The sequence below is a fragment of the Cellvibrio fontiphilus genome, from assembly GCF_042646205.1.
Classification (GTDB): Bacteria; Pseudomonadota; Gammaproteobacteria; order Pseudomonadales; family Cellvibrionaceae; genus Cellvibrio; species Cellvibrio fontiphilus_A.
The window spans coordinates 1,115,736-1,132,877 of the sequence record NZ_JBHRTF010000004.1; the positions used below are offsets into that span (position 1 = coordinate 1,115,736).

Genomic DNA, 17,142 nt, shown 5'->3' on the forward strand with positions numbered 1-17,142 from the left:
TGTTCCCAGGGAGCCGTTTACCATGTTAAAAAATATAATAATGACCTTTGTTTTACTCACAGCGACTGCTACATACGCTGAACAATCACCCCTCAAACAATCACCCCCCAACCAATCACTTCCCAAACCGGTGAATTTAATTGACGAAAAACTGAGTCAATTTACCAATATTTATGATTATGGCAGCGCCCAGGTTAACGATGGTGAACTGATTCTTAAGGCGACCGATAACTGGTTTTTCACCACCAAAAAAACCTACAAAAATTTTATTCTCACCGCAGAAGTGTTAATGCCGGATGTGAGTGAGTACAGCAATTCCGGCATTATGTTTCGCGGTCAAATCAAAACCGATAATAATCGCCAGCAGGCTATGGGCTATCAAGCGGAAGTAGACCCCAGCGAGCGCAAGTGGAGCGGTGGCTTGTACGATCAAGCGCGACGTGAGTGGTTACACCCGGTTCACGCTACCCGTTCATTTCCCGATGCCGATTTTGAAAAAAATTACCTGGGTGCATGGACGGCTGACATGGCAAATGCTTATCGCCATTTGCAGTGGAACCGGTATCGCATTGAATGCCGTGGCAGCGATATAAAAATTTATCTTAATGATGTTCTGACAACGCACGTTAAAGATAACAAAGACAGCGAGGGTTTTATTGGCTTGCAGCATCACGGCAGCGAGCTACTGAAAACCACTGGCGCGACCAATAATATCGTTCGTTTTCGCAATGTATTTATCACTGAACTGGAATAAATCTTGTCTACGTCAAACAACACCAAAAAACCAACAATAAACGTCAAACAATCAACCATACACCTGCTGGTTTGCACACTGCTGGGTTTATCCATCGTCAATTGCAGTACAGAAGCTTTGCATTCTGATCAGAGTAATGCGCGAGCTGCTGAAAAATCTGAAGCAACAAAACCCGATGCAACAAAACCTGATGCAACCAAAAGCACGCCCGTAAGAAACCTCGGTGATCGCCATGGCGAGGATATGACGCCACCGATTGCCGCCGAAGATATTCCGCCCGCGCCGGTTTTAGCCGTGCCACAGGCATTGCAATCCATGCAGTTGCAACCGGGGTTTGTAATAGAAAATGTTGCCGCAGAACCCAATGTGTTTAGCCCCGTAGCCATGAGTTTTGATGGCAACGGGCGCATGTGGGTAGCGGAGATGAACACCTTTATGCCGGATTTGGATGGCAATAATGAGGAGGTTCCTAAAGGTAATATCGCCATCCTTGAGGATACTAACGGCGACGGTAAAGTTGATACACGCAACGTATTTTTAAACGATTTGATTCTGCCGCGCACGGTGGTGTTGGTAAAAGGCGGCATCCTCTATGCGGATCAAACCCAATTGGTTTTTGCTGAAGTGTTGGCGGGCGATAAGTTGGGCATTCGCGAAGTGGTTGATCCAACCTACGCCCAAGGCGGCAGTGTTGAGCACAAACCCAATGCCATGATGTTGGGTTTGGATAATTGGTATTACAACGCAAAAAGTGATCGCCGCTACAAAATATTGCCGCTCGACAGTGAATTGCCAGCGGGGGCGGAAGAAATTTATCGCAACCGCTATTGGAAAATGGCGAGTGCCAGCACCGAATACCGCGGCCAGTGGGGTATGAGCATGGATGATTATGGCCGCCTGTTTCACACCTGGAATAGCGCGCCCGCTCAGGGCGAATATTTGCGCCCCAATTCGCTCAATAAAAACCCCGGTCTGGTGCAGGAAATAAAAGCGCAGAGTATTGGTGGCAATCAAATTTACCCGGCACGAATTAATCCGGGCGTGAACCGCGCTTATCTGCCAGAAACCCTGGTTGCCGATGGGCCCAATAAAGGCAAATTAATTAATTTCACCGCGGCAAGTGGCAGTGTGGTTTATCGCGGCGATCAATTTCCCGCTGAGTTTTATGGGGTTGCATTTACCCCGGAACCCGCCGCCAATTTACTTTCGGTCAGGCGCATTATTGAGGAGCGAGGTCAATTTCGCGGCGAGGAAATTTATCCGCACAGTGAAATACTCGCGTCTACCGATGAGCGTTTTCGCCCGGTAAATTTATACACCGCACCCGATGGTTCGCTGTACATCCTCGATATGTATCATGGCGTTATCCAACATAAAGAATATTTAACCAGCTATTTGCGCGAGCAAGCAGAAAACCGCCAATTGCACAAATACAACAGCACACTCGGGCGCATTTATCGCCTGCGCTGGGCCGATAAACCCTTGGCGCCCAAGCCGCAATTGGAAGATAAAACCGCCGCACAATTGGTTCCCTATTTGGCGCACGCCAACGGTTGGTATCGCGATACAGCACGGCGGTTGATCATCCAGCAGAATGATAAATCGGTAGTGGCGGGCATTACTCGCCTGGTGCAACAAGCCCTGGATCACCGCGCCCAAATCAATGCGCTCTGGACACTGGAGGGGCTGAATGCCGTTAATGCCCAGAGCATCAGCGCCGGTTTAAATACCGCTCACCCCAAGGTGCAGATTTCGGCAATTGCGTTGTTGCCCCATTTACCCAAAGCCGAGCAGCAAGTATTTGCCCCGCGTTTGGCGGAGCTAGCCAAGAGCGACTATGAAGTCGCGCTGCAACTTGCACTCAGTGCCGGTAAATTAAAAATCGATTCGTGTTTTGAACTGATCAAAACTCTGTTGGCAAATTATGGCGATCAGCCGTTAATTAATCAGGCGATAGTCAGTGGTAGCGCGGGCCGCGAGCAGGAGTTAAAAACATTTTTAGGCGCTGCTGCCAGTCAGGAATTAACGGCCTTGTTGGATTTGGTGGGCAAACAAAAAATTATTGAAAGTAATTTCAACAATCTTGTAACTCAAGAGCAAAACCAATACTACCGGGGCCAGGCATTATTTGATGGGCGCGCCGCCTGTTTTGGTTGCCACGGTAAACAAGGGCAAGGTATGGATGGCATGGCGCCACCACTGGCAAATAGTGAATGGGTTACCGGCACACCTGAACGGTTAATAAAAATTTTGCTGCACGGTTTGCACGGCCCACTCACAGTGAATGGTGTTGATTACAACCTGCCGATGATGATGCCCGGTTTAGCGACTAACCCAAGCGTTAGCGATCAGGATACTGCCGATATAGCCACCTATATTCGCAACAACTGGGGCAATGCCGCCGGTGCAATTAGCGCAGACAATGTAAGTAAACTGCGCGCACAAACGGCGAATCGCACCCAGCCCTACACAGCGAGTGAATTGGGGCAATAAGTGAGGTTATAGCGGGGCTAATGCCGACGATAAATACGAATGTGATGTAAAAAGAAAAATCCCGCCGGGTGTTAATCCGGCGGGATTTTTATTAGTACTGCCAGCGAATCGTCGCGCTGATATTGCGCGGTTCGGCGTAGTAAGCCTGGCTGTATTCAAAACTGGTCAGGTAGGTTTTATCTGTGACGTTGCTCAAGTTAAGTGATGCCGACCAATTGTCGTTGAACTCGTAACTGGCAAATAAATCCACCAGTGTTAACGCATCCTGCTCGATTACTGTGCCGCGCAAGTAAGTATCTGAACGGTATTCCACAAAACTACCCAGCTTCAAACCCGGTGCAAATTGCGGGTAATAATTGACGGTAAATTTGGCTGATTGTTTGGGCGTAAAGGTGCGCGAGACTTCGCCCTTGTTATCGTCGATGGTCAGGTTGGTGTAACCCAATATCAGGTTGATTTGCTCGGTCAGTTCACCGGCTATTTCAAATTCAAACCCGCGCGACTCATAGTCGTCACCTGCATAATAATTACCGGTTTCACCCAAGCTTGGGTCAGTGTTAAAACCAGCCAGTGTTGCCAAACCTTCTTGCGCTGTTTCAAATACCGCGAAGCTGGTATTGAGTTTGCCGCTGAAAAATTCGCCTTTTAAACCCACTTCTTTATTTACGCCCGTTACCGGGTCAAGGCGCTCACCGGAGAGTTTGCTTTCGCTCTGCGGGGTAAAAGTTTCGGTGTAGCTGGTGTAGAGCGTGAGTTGTTTACTCAGGTCGTAAGTCAGGCCGGCGTAGGGCACTACCACGTCATCTTTTTTACTCAGGTCGGCGCCGTAGCTGACGCTTTCACTTTCGTAGCGCGCTGAACGGGCACCGGTCAGTAGTTTCAAGTCCTCGCTCAGGCTGAACTGGCCCGCTAGATAAACGCCGGTTTGTTTGTCGGAGGTGATTTCGCCGTTGGGCATGTCAGTAAACGTGGGGTGAGGTGTATCGCCCGTCCATTGCGCCATATTGGTGATGGCGGGGAAGCCATTGCCGGTGGTGTAGTCGTACAGAGCGTACTCATCCACGTCGTTGTCGGCTTGATTAGCGCCCACCACAAATTTGTGGGTTAAATCGCCGGTTTTAAATTCGCCGCTGGTGGCTACGTCAAACAGTTTGATGTCGGTTTCGCGGTCAAATTTTCCGGCCCAGCCGGTAAGGCCCGACATATCTTCTTTCAGCGTGCCATACACATAGAGCAACTCTTGCGCGCCGCGGGTTTTGGTGCGGTTGTAGGTGGCTTTGGTATTCCAGCCGTTGGCCCAGGTGTGGTCCAGCTCCACAAAACTGCGGGTGTCTTTTACATCCCAGTAAGCCCAGTCGGCCGAGCTGTTCATGGAGCGGCGGAAGTTGGCTGGGCGGGTGCTGCCATCATCGGCCAGGTAAGTCAGGGTGATGGCGCCCCACATAGGGCTATCGGCTTCGCTTTTTTGGCGGCTAATACCGGCGGTGAGCAGGGTGTTCAGACCCAGATCCGCCTCCACCACGCCGTAAGTGCTGCTCAGGTCTTTGTAATAGTCCTGCAAATAGGAATCGCGGCTTTGGTCGCTCACTACCACGCGCGCGCGGATAGGTTCGGCGACTTGGCCAGATACATCGGCTTGCACGCGGGTGTCATCCCAGCGCGCCTGGGTCAGGCTAGCGCTGGCTTGGGTTTCTGCGGTGGGACGTTTGCGAATCAAGTTGACGGTGGCGGCGGGGCTGCCTAAACCGCTCATCAAGCCGCTGGCACCGCGCACGATTTCCACGCGGTCATAAGTCGCCATGTCGATATCGCCCTCCAACAAACCCCAGTGCAGGGGAATGCCCACGCCATCCATTTGAAAGTTGTTGATGTTAAAACCGCGCGCTTCAAAGTAAGTGCGGTCGGTTTCCGAGCGCTTTACGCTTACACCGGTTGCGGTATCCAGCGCTTCATTCACCGTGACAATATTCAAGTCTTCAATCTGTTGGCTGGTAATCACCGACACTGACTGGGGCGTCTCGCGAATGCTCAAGTCCAGCTTGGTCGCAGTGTTCATGCTGCCGGTGGTGTAGGCATCGGTCTGTTCGGTGGTGTTGCCCAGCGCATCGGCTTCCACTTTCACGGTGTTAAGTTTGCCGGGTTGTTCGGCGGCAAGGCCGAGGCCGGGGTAGAGCAGAAGGCTGGCGATGGTGCTGGCAAGCAAGGATTTATGCAGGGTCATGGCTTTTATCTCAGGGCTGTAGACAAGGATTGAATGGCGCCATTTTATTTGTAAATGATAATAAATATCAAATGTAAAATAATTGTAAAAGATATAGCTGTGCAAACGTTAAACTGTGCATTGCTGATTGATTTGCGACCAGAATAGTTTGTTGGTTGACTTGAGTGGCGCACGCCTTTACCTTGCGCGCCCGAGGTGTCTGATGGGCAAAGGCGTTGAAAGCAGCCAGCCAGGATCAGAGTGAATGGGAAGTCGGTGCGTTTGGTGTGAAACCAGGCAATCCCGACACTGCCCCCGCAACGGTAAATGCGCGCTTTAAATGGCCTGCATGAGTCCGATACCAGCCTCAAACCGGAGCAGTTGCTCCTTGTTATTCACGATGTCGCGGAGGGCAACATCGGTGGAAATCTATGTGTTTTGGGCGCTTGCCCCGCACCGCTATTTTCCGCTTTCCCTCCCTCATCCCTATTGGATTGAGGAATCTCATGTCTATCAAATCTCCTTTTTTACTCAGCGGCTTAAGTGCTGCGGTTATTTCTATTATTGCGCCGGCATCCATCGCCGCTGAAAAACAACTCGATACCGTGTATGTGAGTGCAACCCGCAGCGAAACTGCTGCTATGCCGGTTGCCACACAAATTAAAGTGATCAGCGAAGAAGAAATTCGTGTGAGCGGCGCAAAATTATTATCGGAAGTATTGCGCAGCCAAGCGGGCATTCAACTTACCGATTCCGATGGCAGCGGCGCGCGCAATGTGACTGCATCCATGCGCGGTTTAGCGGGTGCCAACAACGTGTTGGTATTGGTGGATGGCCGCAAATTAAATAACCCAAGCCTTGCCGCACCGGCATTAAATACTGTCTCGTTAAAAGATGTAGAGCGCATTGAAATTGTGCAGGGCAGTGCGGGTGTGTTGTACGGCGATCAAGCTGTCGGTGGTGTTATCAACATCATCACCAAACGCGCCGCTGCCGGCGAAACCGACGGCACCCTCAGTGCCACCAGCGGCACCGATAATTTGGAAGATTACAGCGCGAGTGTGCGCCAGGGTTTTGCAAACGGTTTGAGTTACAGCGTCTCTGCACAAAAACGCAATGCAGATAATTATCGCGATAACAATCAAAACGCTTACGAAAATCTATTGGGAAATCTGCGTTACGATTTTGCCAAAGGCTTTGTATTTGTTGAGGGGCAGGCGATTGATGATGAACTAAATCTTGCGGGAGAACTGTTGGAAGATGCTTATCTTTTGAACCCGCGTGCGGCCTCATCGCCACATAATTACGCCAACCAATACACAGATTTAGCGCGTATTGGTGGTGGTATTGATTTGAGTGAAGATTGGCAGTTGTTGGCAGAATTTGCTAGCCGTGATGAAGATACAGAGTCTTTTTATGGTGCTGGTTCGCCAACGTTAGGCAATATGCAGGTGAATAATCTTACTCCACGAATTGTGGGCACCATTCCCACAAACAAAGGTAATGTCATAGTCACCTTGGGTTACGATCAGGTAGATGCGGAATATAAAGTACCCGATTGGGGCACCAATATTGAACAAACTATTGATGCATTTTATGCTCAATTTGTTTATCCGCTGACACAAGCATTAAGTGTAACTGCTGGTGTGCGCACTTCTTCGGTCGAAGATACCAATCATGCTACTAACACCTATCACGAGGATGACCTAAGCCTTGGTGAATTCGGTGTGAATTATCAGTTTGATAATAATTGGCGAGTATTTGGCCGTTACGCAGATGGTTTTCGTTTTGCAAATGCCGATGAAAATGGTTTGGTACTAGATGGGGTTGATTTCCTGGAAGTACAAACCAGTGAATCCTATGAGGTGGGCGCAGCTTGGGCAAACGAGCGCGCTTATGCATCTTACAGTTTTTATCACATGATATTGAACGACGAAATTACCTTTGACTCTATTGCTTATGCCAATATCAATTTGCCTGATACCGAGCGTCAGGGTTTTCAATTTGATGGTGGTTTAACACTGAGCGATGAAATTTCCTTAACCGCAAATTATACCTACACTGATGCAGAAGTTACCTCGGGTACTTTTAAAGGGAAAGATGTACCCTACGTAAGTGAAAATACAGCGAATCTGGGGTTAGTGTTTAGACCACTGGCAGTCTTGAGTGTGGTATTGGATACGACTTATATGGGATCCCGCTACTTGTCGGGTGATGAATCAAATAGTTATGCAAAAGTAGAACCTGTGCAGTTGTTCAATGTGAATGTAATTTTGCAAGTTGAACAAGTGGAAATCGCCGGCCGTATAAAAAATATCACTAATGAGCGATATTCTGGCCTTCAAGGTTATTCTTCATGGCAAGGTGAAAAATATTATTACCCACAACCCGAACGCAATTACGAAGCTAGCATTACCTATCGTTTTTAATTAAGCCCCTGTAGATTGGGCTATCTAGGTTGGATTATCTAGGGTGGGTAGAGCTTGGGCGATACCCACCGTTTTATTATCAACAGATCAAAGAGTACTCCCATGAGCGACGACAATAGCCAACGCGACGACATCCAAAGCAACGACAACAAAAACGACGATAAAGCCAAACGCCATCAAGAGCGCATGCAGCAGCGCAAAGAAATTGTGGATGCAGCGATTGCCCGCGCGGATGAAGAGCGCGGTGTTGTTATCGTATTAACCGGGGATGGTAAAGGCAAAAGCTCATCCGGTTTTGGCACCGCGCTGCGCTGTTTGGGCCACGGTTACAAAGTCGCCATAGTGCAATTTATTAAAGGTACTTGGGAGTGTGGTGAAAAAAACTTTTTAACCGAAAGTATTTTTCGCGGCGCCAGCCCGCAATTGGAATATTTTGTGATGGGTACAGGTTTTACCTGGGAAACCCAAAACGCCGAGCAGGATAAAGCCGCGGCAGAAAAAGTGTGGGAAGAGTGCGAGCACGTATTTCGCGACCCGGAAATCCATTTGGTGCTGTTGGATGAACTCACCTATATGCTCAATTTTAAATACCTGGACAAGGACAAGGTAATTGCAGCGATTCAAAACCGTCCCAAAAATCAAAATGTGATTATCACCGGGCGCGGCGCCAAAAAATATCTGGAAGATTTGGCAGATACTTTTAGTGAAGTTAAAGCTGTTAAGCACGCGTTTAATGCCGGCGTAAAAGCGCAGAAGGGCATTGAGTGGTAAGCGAAGCATCAAGCGTGCAGGGTACTAAAACCATAATAGTGCAAGGCGCTAAGACTTTAATGGTGCAGGGCACCACGTCCGACGCCGGGAAATCCACGCTGGTGGCGGCGCTGTGCCGCATTTTAAAAAATCGCGGTGTATCCGTGGTGCCCTTTAAGCCGCAGAACATGGCGCTCAATTCGGCGGTCACTATCGACGGTGGTGAAATTGGCCGCGCCCAAGCGCTGCAAGCACAGGCAGCAGGGCTTGAACCGCACACGGATATGAATCCGATTTTAATTAAACCCACCAGCGATACCCGCGCGCAAATTATTGTGCAGGGCAAAGCCATTACCGATATGGATGCCGCGGTTTATCACGATTACAAAACCCAGGCGATGAAATATGTTCTGGATTCCTACAGCCGATTACAGCAGCAGTATGATGTGATTCTGGTGGAGGGCGCAGGCAGCCCGGCGGAAATTAATTTGCGCGACCGCGATATTGCCAACATGGGTTTTGCTGAAGCAGTAGATTGCCCGGTGATTTTAATTGCGGATATAGATCGCGGTGGTGTGTTTGCCCATTTGGTTGGCACCCTGGAATTATTGAGCGAATCGGAACGCGCACGCGTGATCGGATTTGTGATTAATCGCTTTCGTGGCGATATCAATTTATTACAATCCGGGTTGGATTGGCTGGAGCAAAAAACCGGAAAACCGGTGCTCGGGGTAATTCCCTATCTGCAAGGTTTATATTTGGATGCTGAAGATGCACTCACTGCATCGGCACCTAAACAGAATGCGCAATTAACCGTTGCGGTGCTAGCACTGCCGCGCATTTCCAACCACACCGATTTTGATGCGCTGCGTTTGCACCCGCAGGTTAACTTTCACTGGGTTGGCCCCAATCAGCCGGTTCCCGCCTGCGATCTGGTGATTATTCCCGGCAGTAAAAATACCCGCGCAGATCTGGATTTTTTGCGCGAGCAGGGCTGGGATGTACAAATCCAGCAGCACCTGCGTTATGGCGGCAAGCTCATGGGCATTTGTGGTGGTTTTCAAATGCTGGGCAAAACCATTCACGATCCCCTGGGGGTGGAATCTGCACCCGGCAGTTCCATTGGCCTGGGTTATTTGGCATTGCATACTGAATTTAAGGATCAAAAAATCCTGCAGCAGCGCAGCGGTTTTTTATGGGACAAACAAACCCCTGTGAGCGGCTATGAAATCCATAGCGGTGTCAGTTATGGCCCCGCACTGCAGCAGCCGGCCATCTACCTTCAAGGCGCCAATGGGCTTGTGCCCGACGGTGTGATCAGTGAGGACAAGGCCATTCTGGGCACCTACCTGCACGGTGTTTTTGATCAGCCCCAAGCCTTGGCCCAGCTGCTGGCATGGGCTGGATTGGTTGAGCAAACCCGCGTGGATATTGGCCAGCTGCGCGAGCAGTCCCTCAATCACCTCGCCGCTGCAACTGCCGCAGCCCTGCAAGGCGACTTTCTGAAAAACCTTGGCTAATCTGGATAAGTTATATATTGGCTGGGTGTTAATGCTTATTGGTCGAAGGCTCATTACTGCTTTGCGGTGGCAATGCCACGCCGACCAATATCTACCGATCTATAATAAAAGCCTGTCCCCTGTGGGAGTGTTCCTTGTTATGGAGTTATTTATGCAGAAATTCTGCTGGCTAGTAATGCGCTGCGCATTGGTGTGCTGTTTGCTGGGCGCTGCCGCGCTGCAGGCTGAAACCACTGAACCTGACGTGCCGCAGATTAACCTTGCTACCAATATTTCCTCTGCATTTAGCGCCGATGCGGGCGCCTCCTATGAGCACAACCTGCAACCCCATTTGCATTGCATATTCAAGCGCATGCAGCGCGACTACGCAGTGCAGGTCATGCCTTGGCGCCGCGCCTATCAGGATGTAAAAAGCAATCGCATCGACGGTTTTTTTACCGCTATTCCCATGCGCCAAATAGATCCCTATGCGGTGCTTTCATCGCCGTTGGTGTTGGAAAATTGGTACTGGTTTTGGCGCACCGACACTATTGCCCCTGAATCCTGGCGGGAGGGTTATAAGCTGGGTTCGATTCTGGGTAGCCAGCAGGAAACCTGGCTGGCAGAGGCAGGCTATAAGGTGGAAATGTCCGGCAATAATCTGCCTCAACTGATTAAACTTTTGCAGTCAAAACGTATCGATGTGATTCTGGCGGATCGCGAACATTTTTTGCAGGCAGCAAAAGAATTAAAAATGAATGCCGGGAATTTCCAATCGCGCTTTTTTCGCTATGTGCCTCTAGGCGTTTATTTTAATGAACAGTTCCTCAACCAGAACCCCGGCTTTTTGTTGGAATTCAATCGTCATATCAACAGTTGTTCATCAACGCATTTTGCGGTGTCGGATTTTGAACAGCTGCAAATAAAAGAACTTCTGGGGCGTAAAGTAGAGCGTTGGAAGCGCCTGCCCAGCCTTGAACCTGCGCTTCTGGTGGCCAATAAACAGTCCGCCCAACTCAGTCAGCAACAAATAGAAGAGCTGGATAAAAAATGGATTCGCGCATTTGCCGAGAATGATTTCAGCTTTTCTATCGAGTTAATCAATCAACCGCTGTCTGCCGAGTTGCGTGAAATTAAAAAACAAGCACAGGATATGATCACCGAAGTGATTGTGACCGACAAACGCGGCTTAAATGTGGCGATTAGCGATATGACCTCTGACTACTGGCAAGGGGATGAACCCAAGTTTGCCCGCGCCCATGGTAAACCCGCGAACTCGTTGATTTTTGGCGATATTAATTACGATGAATCCACCAAGCGCTTTCAGTTGCAATTAAGTGTGCCATTGCAAACCAGCGCCAGTTTCAAACCCTTGGGCGTCATGATTTTTGGTGTCGATGTGGAAAAAGTCCTGTCCCAATCCAATTGAGTTGTTAACATCCCGCGGCTATTAAATAGCATTGCTGCCGGATCAATTCCTGTGACATTATATCCGGGCTAGCTAAGGCAATTTTTATTGCCGATTCTGCTTTTACTAATAAATAAAATAATAATTTTTTACTGCAGCCATCAACCAATGGCCACGGTTTATTATGTATAGCTTCTATAAAAAAGCATTTATTGCTTTGGTTCTGCTTGTTGCACTATCGGCAGGTTTGTTGTGCCTCGGTGCTGTTAAATCAAAACAGACTGCCAATTTATTTCCGCTCAGGGATGCCAATTATTTATGGCATTCGGCAGTCGAGCCGCCACAACCCAAAGGTAAAACCCAGGTGTCGCTGCGCAAGGAGACAGATACCGTCGAATACGAATTCTTTTTGGATCCGCAGCAAGAGTTTCCCTACACCCATTACACCATCGCATTTATGGACCCGGTGCAGCCACAAAAGCTGGTTGATCTCACCGCGTTTGATGGGCTGTCGTTTAAGGTGATGTGCGACCCTAAAAATGTATTGTTGTTTGCACTGTTCAGTTTTGATGACAAGGTGACCGACATTAATAAACCCATCACCCGCCGCGTTTCCTCGACGGCCTTTTCCTGCGATCACGATTGGACAAGGGTCAACATAAAATTCAGCGATCTGGATACGCCCTACTGGTGGTTGGGGCGCTATGGTTTTGAGCACAGTGATACCGGTTATCGCCTGGATAAAACCATGGGCTTTGCCTGGGTTAATTCTTTGCAAAGCCCGCTCAATGTTCGCTCAGCGGTAAAAATTACCGATGTGCAGTTGCTGGGGAATAATTGGCGCTATTTGGTGGTGACCAGTGTGTTGGTGGTGTTTATGTGGGTGTTTGCGCTGGTCTTGCTGTTGCGCGCTTATGTGAAGGTGTTAACACTGGACATCCGCGAGAAGTTGCGTTTGGATCAACCGTTTATGGCTTATAAAAAGTTATCCATAGAGCCGCAGAAAGATAAAGAAAAAAGTGCGGTCTTGCGTTTTATGGCAACCGAATATGCCAAACCCGAATTGAGCCTGGAAATAGTGGCAACCGCTCTGGGTGTGAATCGCACTAAAATTAACGACATTCTTAAAGAAGAATTGGGCCTGACTTTCACCAGCTATTTAAATAAGTTGCGCTTAACAGAGGCAGCGCGATTGTTGGCAGAAAATGAAGATGCAAATGTCTCTGAAATTGCCTACTCAGTTGGCTATAACAATGTGTCCTACTTCAATAAATTATTTAAAACCGAATACGGTTACGCACCAAAAACGTTTAAAGCCCTGTACCCGATTAAAGACTGCGCCCAAGAGTAATTAATTTTTTGCAATGAAATGAGAGAGTGCATGTTTGGCATTTTGCAAATTGTCGTTTAAATTTGCATTAAAATAATTACAGCAATGCTTTAATTTTTTACAGTTTTTAGAAAAACGCTTAAAAATTCAATTTTTCGCTTGTGCAATTTTTTATGCTCGCGCTTCCCTAATAACGAACAAGCGGAGATCAATAATATGCATAAGCTTTCCTTTCCCATTCACCATCTAAAACGCAGCAGCGCGTTGATCGGTGCGGGCATAGCAATGGCGGTGCTATCGTCCAATGCCATGTCGGCCTGTACCTACGCCATTGAGAGTGAATGGAGTAGTGGTTTTATCGCCAATATCACTATTAAAAATGATACTGGCGCGCCCCTGAATAGTTGGAATGTTAATTGGCAATACGTGAACAACCGTATGGCAGGTGGTTGGAATGCCAACTTTTCTGGCAACAACCCTTACACCGCAACCAACATGAGTTGGAACGGCAGTATTCCGGTTGGCCAATCTGTCACTTTCGGTTTCCAGGGTAATAAAAATGGTGCGCCGGCGGAACGCCCCAGTATTAATGGTGCCGCTTGCGCCGGCGGTACACAGCCATCGTCAAGTTCAGCGCCCAGCTCGGTGCCGGCGTCATCCAGTTCTGTTGTCAGTTCTGTTGCTAGTTCAACGCCAGTGGTGTCCAGCAGTTCTTCGTCTTCTGGCTATACCGTTCCGGCTAATAACTTTGCGCAAAATGGCGGTGTAGAAAATAACCTGACCAATTGGGGCAGCACCGCTGCAACACTCACGCGCAGCACACAAGACAAACGCAGTGGCAGTGCCAGCGCACTCATTTCCGGCCGCACAGCTAACTGGCATGGCATTACCTTTAATGTAGGTTCGCTGGTGAATGGCAACCAATACGATGTCGCTGTGTGGGTGAAATTGGCGCCGGGCACACCGGACAGCGTAATTCATTTAACCGGTAAACGTTTGGACGACAGCGACTCCTCCACCTACAACGAATACACCCGCGTTTCTACGGTAACCGCATCTGCCAATGAATGGCGTTTGCTGCAGGGTTATTACACCCAAAGTGGCACCACCGGTTTCCAACATTTTATTATCGAAGCCGAAAGCACCAGCGTCAGTTACTACGCGGATGATTTTTCCATCGGCGGGCAAGCCGCTTCATCATCCAGCAGTTCCAGCAGCAGTTCGGCTGGCGGTACGCAGCGTAAATTTATCGGCAACATCACCACCTCTGGCGCCGTTCGCTCTGACTTCATTAATTACTGGAATCAAATCACCCCAGAAAATGAAGGCAAATGGGGTTCAGTAGAAGGCACTCGCGATGTATACAACTGGGCACCGGTTGATCGCATTTATGCTTACGCGCGCCAACACAAAATTCCGGTTAAAGCGCATACCTTTGTGTGGGGCGCACAGTCTCCATCATGGCTCAACAATTTGAGTGCAACGGAAACCGCTGCAGAAATTGAAGAGTGGATTCGCGATTACTGCACCCGCTACCCGGACACCGCAATGATCGATGTGGTGAACGAAGCGGTACCCGGTCACCAACCAGCGGGTTACGCACAGCGCGCCTTTGGTAATAATTGGATTCAACGTGTATTCCAGTTGGCCCGCCAATATTGCCCTAACTCCATCCTGATCCTGAACGATTACAACAACATTCGCTGGCAGCACAATGAATTCATCGCACTCGCTAAAGCACAAGGCAATTACATAGATGCCGTTGGCTTGCAGGCGCATGAATTAAAAGGCATGACCGCAGCGCAAGTAAAAACGGCTATCGACAACATTTGGAATCAAGTAGGCAAGCCTATTTATATTTCTGAATACGACATTGGCGATACCAATGACCAGGTGCAGTTGCAAAACTTCCAGGCGCATTTCCCGGTATTTTGGGATCACCCACATGTTAAGGGCATCACCATTTGGGGTTACGTCAATGGCAGAACCTGGATTGAAGGCTCCGGTTTGATTTACGAAAACGGTACGCCGCGCCCTGCAATGACCTGGTTGCTGAATAACTACATTAATAAATAAACACATCAGCAGATAAACCAGCTTTCTTGTAACCCGCAAAATGGAATTTGTGGGTTACAACCTCGGTTAAACAACGCCCACTTAACAATAATCAGGGTGAATTCCCATGCTTACTTCTATTAAGGCATTTGTTCGCCACCTGCTGCCCTATGCAAAAATATCCAGCGGTTTATTCGCCATTTTTTGTGCGTGGAATGCACAGGCAAGCTGCCAATACCAGGTTACCAATCAATGGAATAATGGTTTTACCGCAGCAATAAAAATTACCAACAACACTGCAACAACTATCAATGGCTGGGCTGTTAATTGGCGCTACACCGGCGATAACCGCATTAGCAACAGCTGGAATGCAAATGTCACAGGCACTAACCCCTATTCAGCAGCACCGTTAAGCTGGAATAGCAGTATTCAACCGAATCAAACTCTGGAGTTTGGTTTTCAAGGCACCAAGGGTGCAGGGGCTGCAGAAATTCCAGTGATTAGCGGCGCACTTTGCGGTAATTCAGTGCCCGCATCATCTGCCGCTTCCTCTGCAGTTTCATCGCTGCGTTCTTCGGCAATTTCTTCTGCGGTTGCTTCTGTTGCGTCATCAACCGTTTCGTCAGCACTGGTTAATAGCTCGTCTTCCGCTATCAATTTGGTTGAAGCAAGTAATCCGAATATCTGGGCGGACGTTCCCGATCCCTCGGTAATTCGTGTCGGTAATACCTATTACATGAGCAGTACTACTATGCACATGAACCCTGGTGTGCCGATTATGAAATCCACCGATCTGGTGAATTGGTCGCTGGTAAATTACGCCTACAACACGCTGGATAATACCAGCGCACTTAATTTGGAAAATGGCCAAAATGCGTATGGCAAAGGTTCATGGGCAAGCAGCATTCGCTATGTGAATGGTGTTTATTATGTGAGTACCTTTTCCTATACCACCAATAAAACCTACATCTACAAGACCAATAATATCGAGCGCGGCCCCTGGTCGGTTTCTGCGTTGAATGGTTTGTATCACGATGCCTCGCTCTTTTTTGAAAATGGCCGCGCATTTTTGGCTTACGGTATCGATGACATAAAAATTATTGAGCTCACGGCGGATGCATCGGCAATTAAAGCGGGCGGTTTAAACCAAACCATTATTGCAAAATCTTCGGCAGTGGTAGGAACCAATTTTATTGTGCGCCCCGAAGGCACACATCTGCAAAAAATAAATGGTCGTTATTACATTTCATTAATTACCTGGCCCTCGGGAAAATCACGCACACAATTAATTTTCCGTTCCACTAATTTAACCGGGCCTTATGAAGGGCGTGTTGCCTTGCAGGATCAAGGCGTAGCCCAGGGTGGATTAATCGATACTCCCAGTGGCAATTGGTATGCCTATTTATTTCGCGATTCCGGTGCAGTAGGGCGCATTCCCTATTTGGTTCCGGTGAGCTGGCAAGACGGTTGGCCAGTGATGGGCGTCGGTGGCAAAGTCCCACAAAAACTGGGCTTCACTGTCGAAAATAAAGGTCTGGCAGGAATTGTGACGAGCGATGAATTCAATCAGGGCTTGCAGGGTTCATCAACATTGCCGCTGCAATGGCAGTGGAATCACAACCCGGATAATTCCGGCTGGTCACTGCTCGCGCGCCCGGGTTTTTTACGCCTCACCAACAAGCGTTTGGATTCCGCATTCGATCTCACCCGCAACACACTGACACAGCGCAGCTTTGGCCCGCAGAGTTCAGCGCACATCGCATTGGAAACGGCTGCGATGAAAGACGGCGATTACGCTGGCTTGGGCGCACTGCAAGCGCGTTATGGTTTTGTGGGCGTGCATAAATCCAACGGCAACAAATCCATTGTGATGGTGGATACCACGTCAGGCACACCACAGGAAATCACGCGTATTGGTTTGTATCAGGATCGTGTTTATTTCCGCATCGATATGGATTTTCGCAATCAAACTGATCAGGCGACATTTTATTACAGCCTGGATGGCAATAACTGGACGTCAATCGGCAGCACCCTGCGCATGACCTATGACCTCAAGCATTTTATGGGTTATCGCTTTACGCTGTTTAACTACGCCACCCAGACTAGCGGCGGCTATGTGGATTTTGATTATTATCGAATCAGTCCATGAATCGGTTTAATCAGTTTGCACGCCCGTAAAACGGTTTTATAAAAATATCGGCTCGGTCAATCAAAAAATATCTGA

General features: G+C 48.7%; 10 protein-coding genes and 1 riboswitch. Of the genes, 9 read left to right on the forward strand and 1 reads right to left on the reverse strand.

The features are described from left to right. Positions 1 to 22: 22 nt before the first annotated feature. Both ACFODX_RS13330 and ACFODX_RS13335 read left to right on the forward strand, forming a co-directional pair. Positions 23 to 754, forward strand: a complete 732-nt coding sequence (locus ACFODX_RS13330; RefSeq protein WP_378119897.1) for a 3-keto-disaccharide hydrolase — start codon at positions 23 to 25, stop codon at positions 752 to 754. Between the two features lie 3 nt (positions 755 to 757). Beyond that, complete coding sequence (locus ACFODX_RS13335) at positions 758 to 3,247, forward strand: PVC-type heme-binding CxxCH protein (RefSeq protein ID WP_378119899.1); 2,490 nt, start codon at positions 758 to 760, stop codon at positions 3,245 to 3,247. A gap of 91 nt (positions 3,248 to 3,338) precedes the next feature. Here ACFODX_RS13335 and ACFODX_RS13340 read toward each other — a convergent pair whose 3' ends face one another. Then, positions 3,339 to 5,468 carry a TonB-dependent siderophore receptor gene (locus ACFODX_RS13340; protein ID WP_378119901.1) on the reverse strand — a complete coding sequence of 710 codons (2,130 nt, stop codon included), beginning with the start codon at positions 5,466 to 5,468 and terminating at the stop codon, positions 3,339 to 3,341. 176 nt (positions 5,469 to 5,644) lie between these two features. Next, positions 5,645 to 5,831, forward strand: a riboswitch (cobalamin riboswitch). Positions 5,832 to 5,953: 122 nt separating this feature from the next. Here ACFODX_RS13340 and ACFODX_RS13345 point away from each other — a divergent pair. From ACFODX_RS13345 to ACFODX_RS13375, 7 genes are all read left to right on the forward strand, one after another. Beyond that, complete coding sequence (locus tag ACFODX_RS13345; protein ID WP_378119903.1) at positions 5,954 to 7,876, forward strand: TonB-dependent receptor; 1,923 nt, start codon at positions 5,954 to 5,956, stop codon at positions 7,874 to 7,876. Between the two features lie 102 nt (positions 7,877 to 7,978). After that, complete coding sequence (gene cobO / locus ACFODX_RS13350; protein ID WP_378119905.1) at positions 7,979 to 8,647, forward strand: cob(I)yrinic acid a,c-diamide adenosyltransferase; 669 nt, start codon at positions 7,979 to 7,981, stop codon at positions 8,645 to 8,647. Between the two features lie 59 nt (positions 8,648 to 8,706). After that, the gene (locus ACFODX_RS13355) at positions 8,707 to 10,146 is read left to right on the forward strand and encodes a cobyric acid synthase (RefSeq protein ID WP_378120111.1); all 1,440 of its coding nucleotides are present in this window, start codon (positions 8,707 to 8,709) and stop codon (positions 10,144 to 10,146) included. A 151-nt stretch (positions 10,147 to 10,297) separates the two neighbouring features. Continuing rightward, positions 10,298 to 11,554, forward strand: coding sequence for a substrate-binding periplasmic protein (locus tag ACFODX_RS13360; RefSeq protein ID WP_378119907.1), 1,257 nt, complete (start codon positions 10,298 to 10,300; stop codon positions 11,552 to 11,554). A 163-nt stretch (positions 11,555 to 11,717) separates the two neighbouring features. Next, positions 11,718 to 12,884 carry a helix-turn-helix domain-containing protein gene (locus ACFODX_RS13365; protein ID WP_378119909.1) on the forward strand — a complete coding sequence of 389 codons (1,167 nt, stop codon included), beginning with the start codon at positions 11,718 to 11,720 and terminating at the stop codon, positions 12,882 to 12,884. A gap of 195 nt (positions 12,885 to 13,079) precedes the next feature. Further along, complete coding sequence (locus tag ACFODX_RS13370; protein WP_378119911.1) at positions 13,080 to 14,939, forward strand: endo-1,4-beta-xylanase; 1,860 nt, start codon at positions 13,080 to 13,082, stop codon at positions 14,937 to 14,939. Between the two features lie 106 nt (positions 14,940 to 15,045). Beyond that, complete coding sequence (locus tag ACFODX_RS13375) at positions 15,046 to 17,067, forward strand: beta-xylosidase family glycoside hydrolase (RefSeq protein WP_378119913.1); 2,022 nt, start codon at positions 15,046 to 15,048, stop codon at positions 17,065 to 17,067. Positions 17,068 to 17,142 lie beyond the last annotated feature (75 nt).

Bases quoted from the DNA above. Each gene is read 5' to 3' on its own strand.
- ACFODX_RS13355 (WP_378120111.1), top strand. From the start codon at position 8,707: ATGGTGCAGGGCACCACGTCCGACGCCGGGAAATCCACGCTGGTGGCG.
- ACFODX_RS13365 (WP_378119909.1), top strand. From the start codon at position 11,718: ATGTATAGCTTCTATAAAAAAGCATTTATTGCTTTGGTTCTGCTTGTT.
- ACFODX_RS13345 (WP_378119903.1), top strand. From the start codon at position 5,954: ATGTCTATCAAATCTCCTTTTTTACTCAGCGGCTTAAGTGCTGCGGTT.
- cobO (WP_378119905.1), top strand. From the start codon at position 7,979: ATGAGCGACGACAATAGCCAACGCGACGACATCCAAAGCAACGACAAC.
- ACFODX_RS13340 (WP_378119901.1), bottom strand. From the start codon at position 5,468: ATGACCCTGCATAAATCCTTGCTTGCCAGCACCATCGCCAGCCTTCTG.
- ACFODX_RS13375 (WP_378119913.1), top strand. From the start codon at position 15,046: ATGCTTACTTCTATTAAGGCATTTGTTCGCCACCTGCTGCCCTATGCA.
- ACFODX_RS13370 (WP_378119911.1), top strand. From the start codon at position 13,080: ATGCATAAGCTTTCCTTTCCCATTCACCATCTAAAACGCAGCAGCGCG.
- ACFODX_RS13330 (WP_378119897.1), top strand. From the start codon at position 23: ATGTTAAAAAATATAATAATGACCTTTGTTTTACTCACAGCGACTGCT.
- ACFODX_RS13360 (WP_378119907.1), top strand. From the start codon at position 10,298: ATGCAGAAATTCTGCTGGCTAGTAATGCGCTGCGCATTGGTGTGCTGT.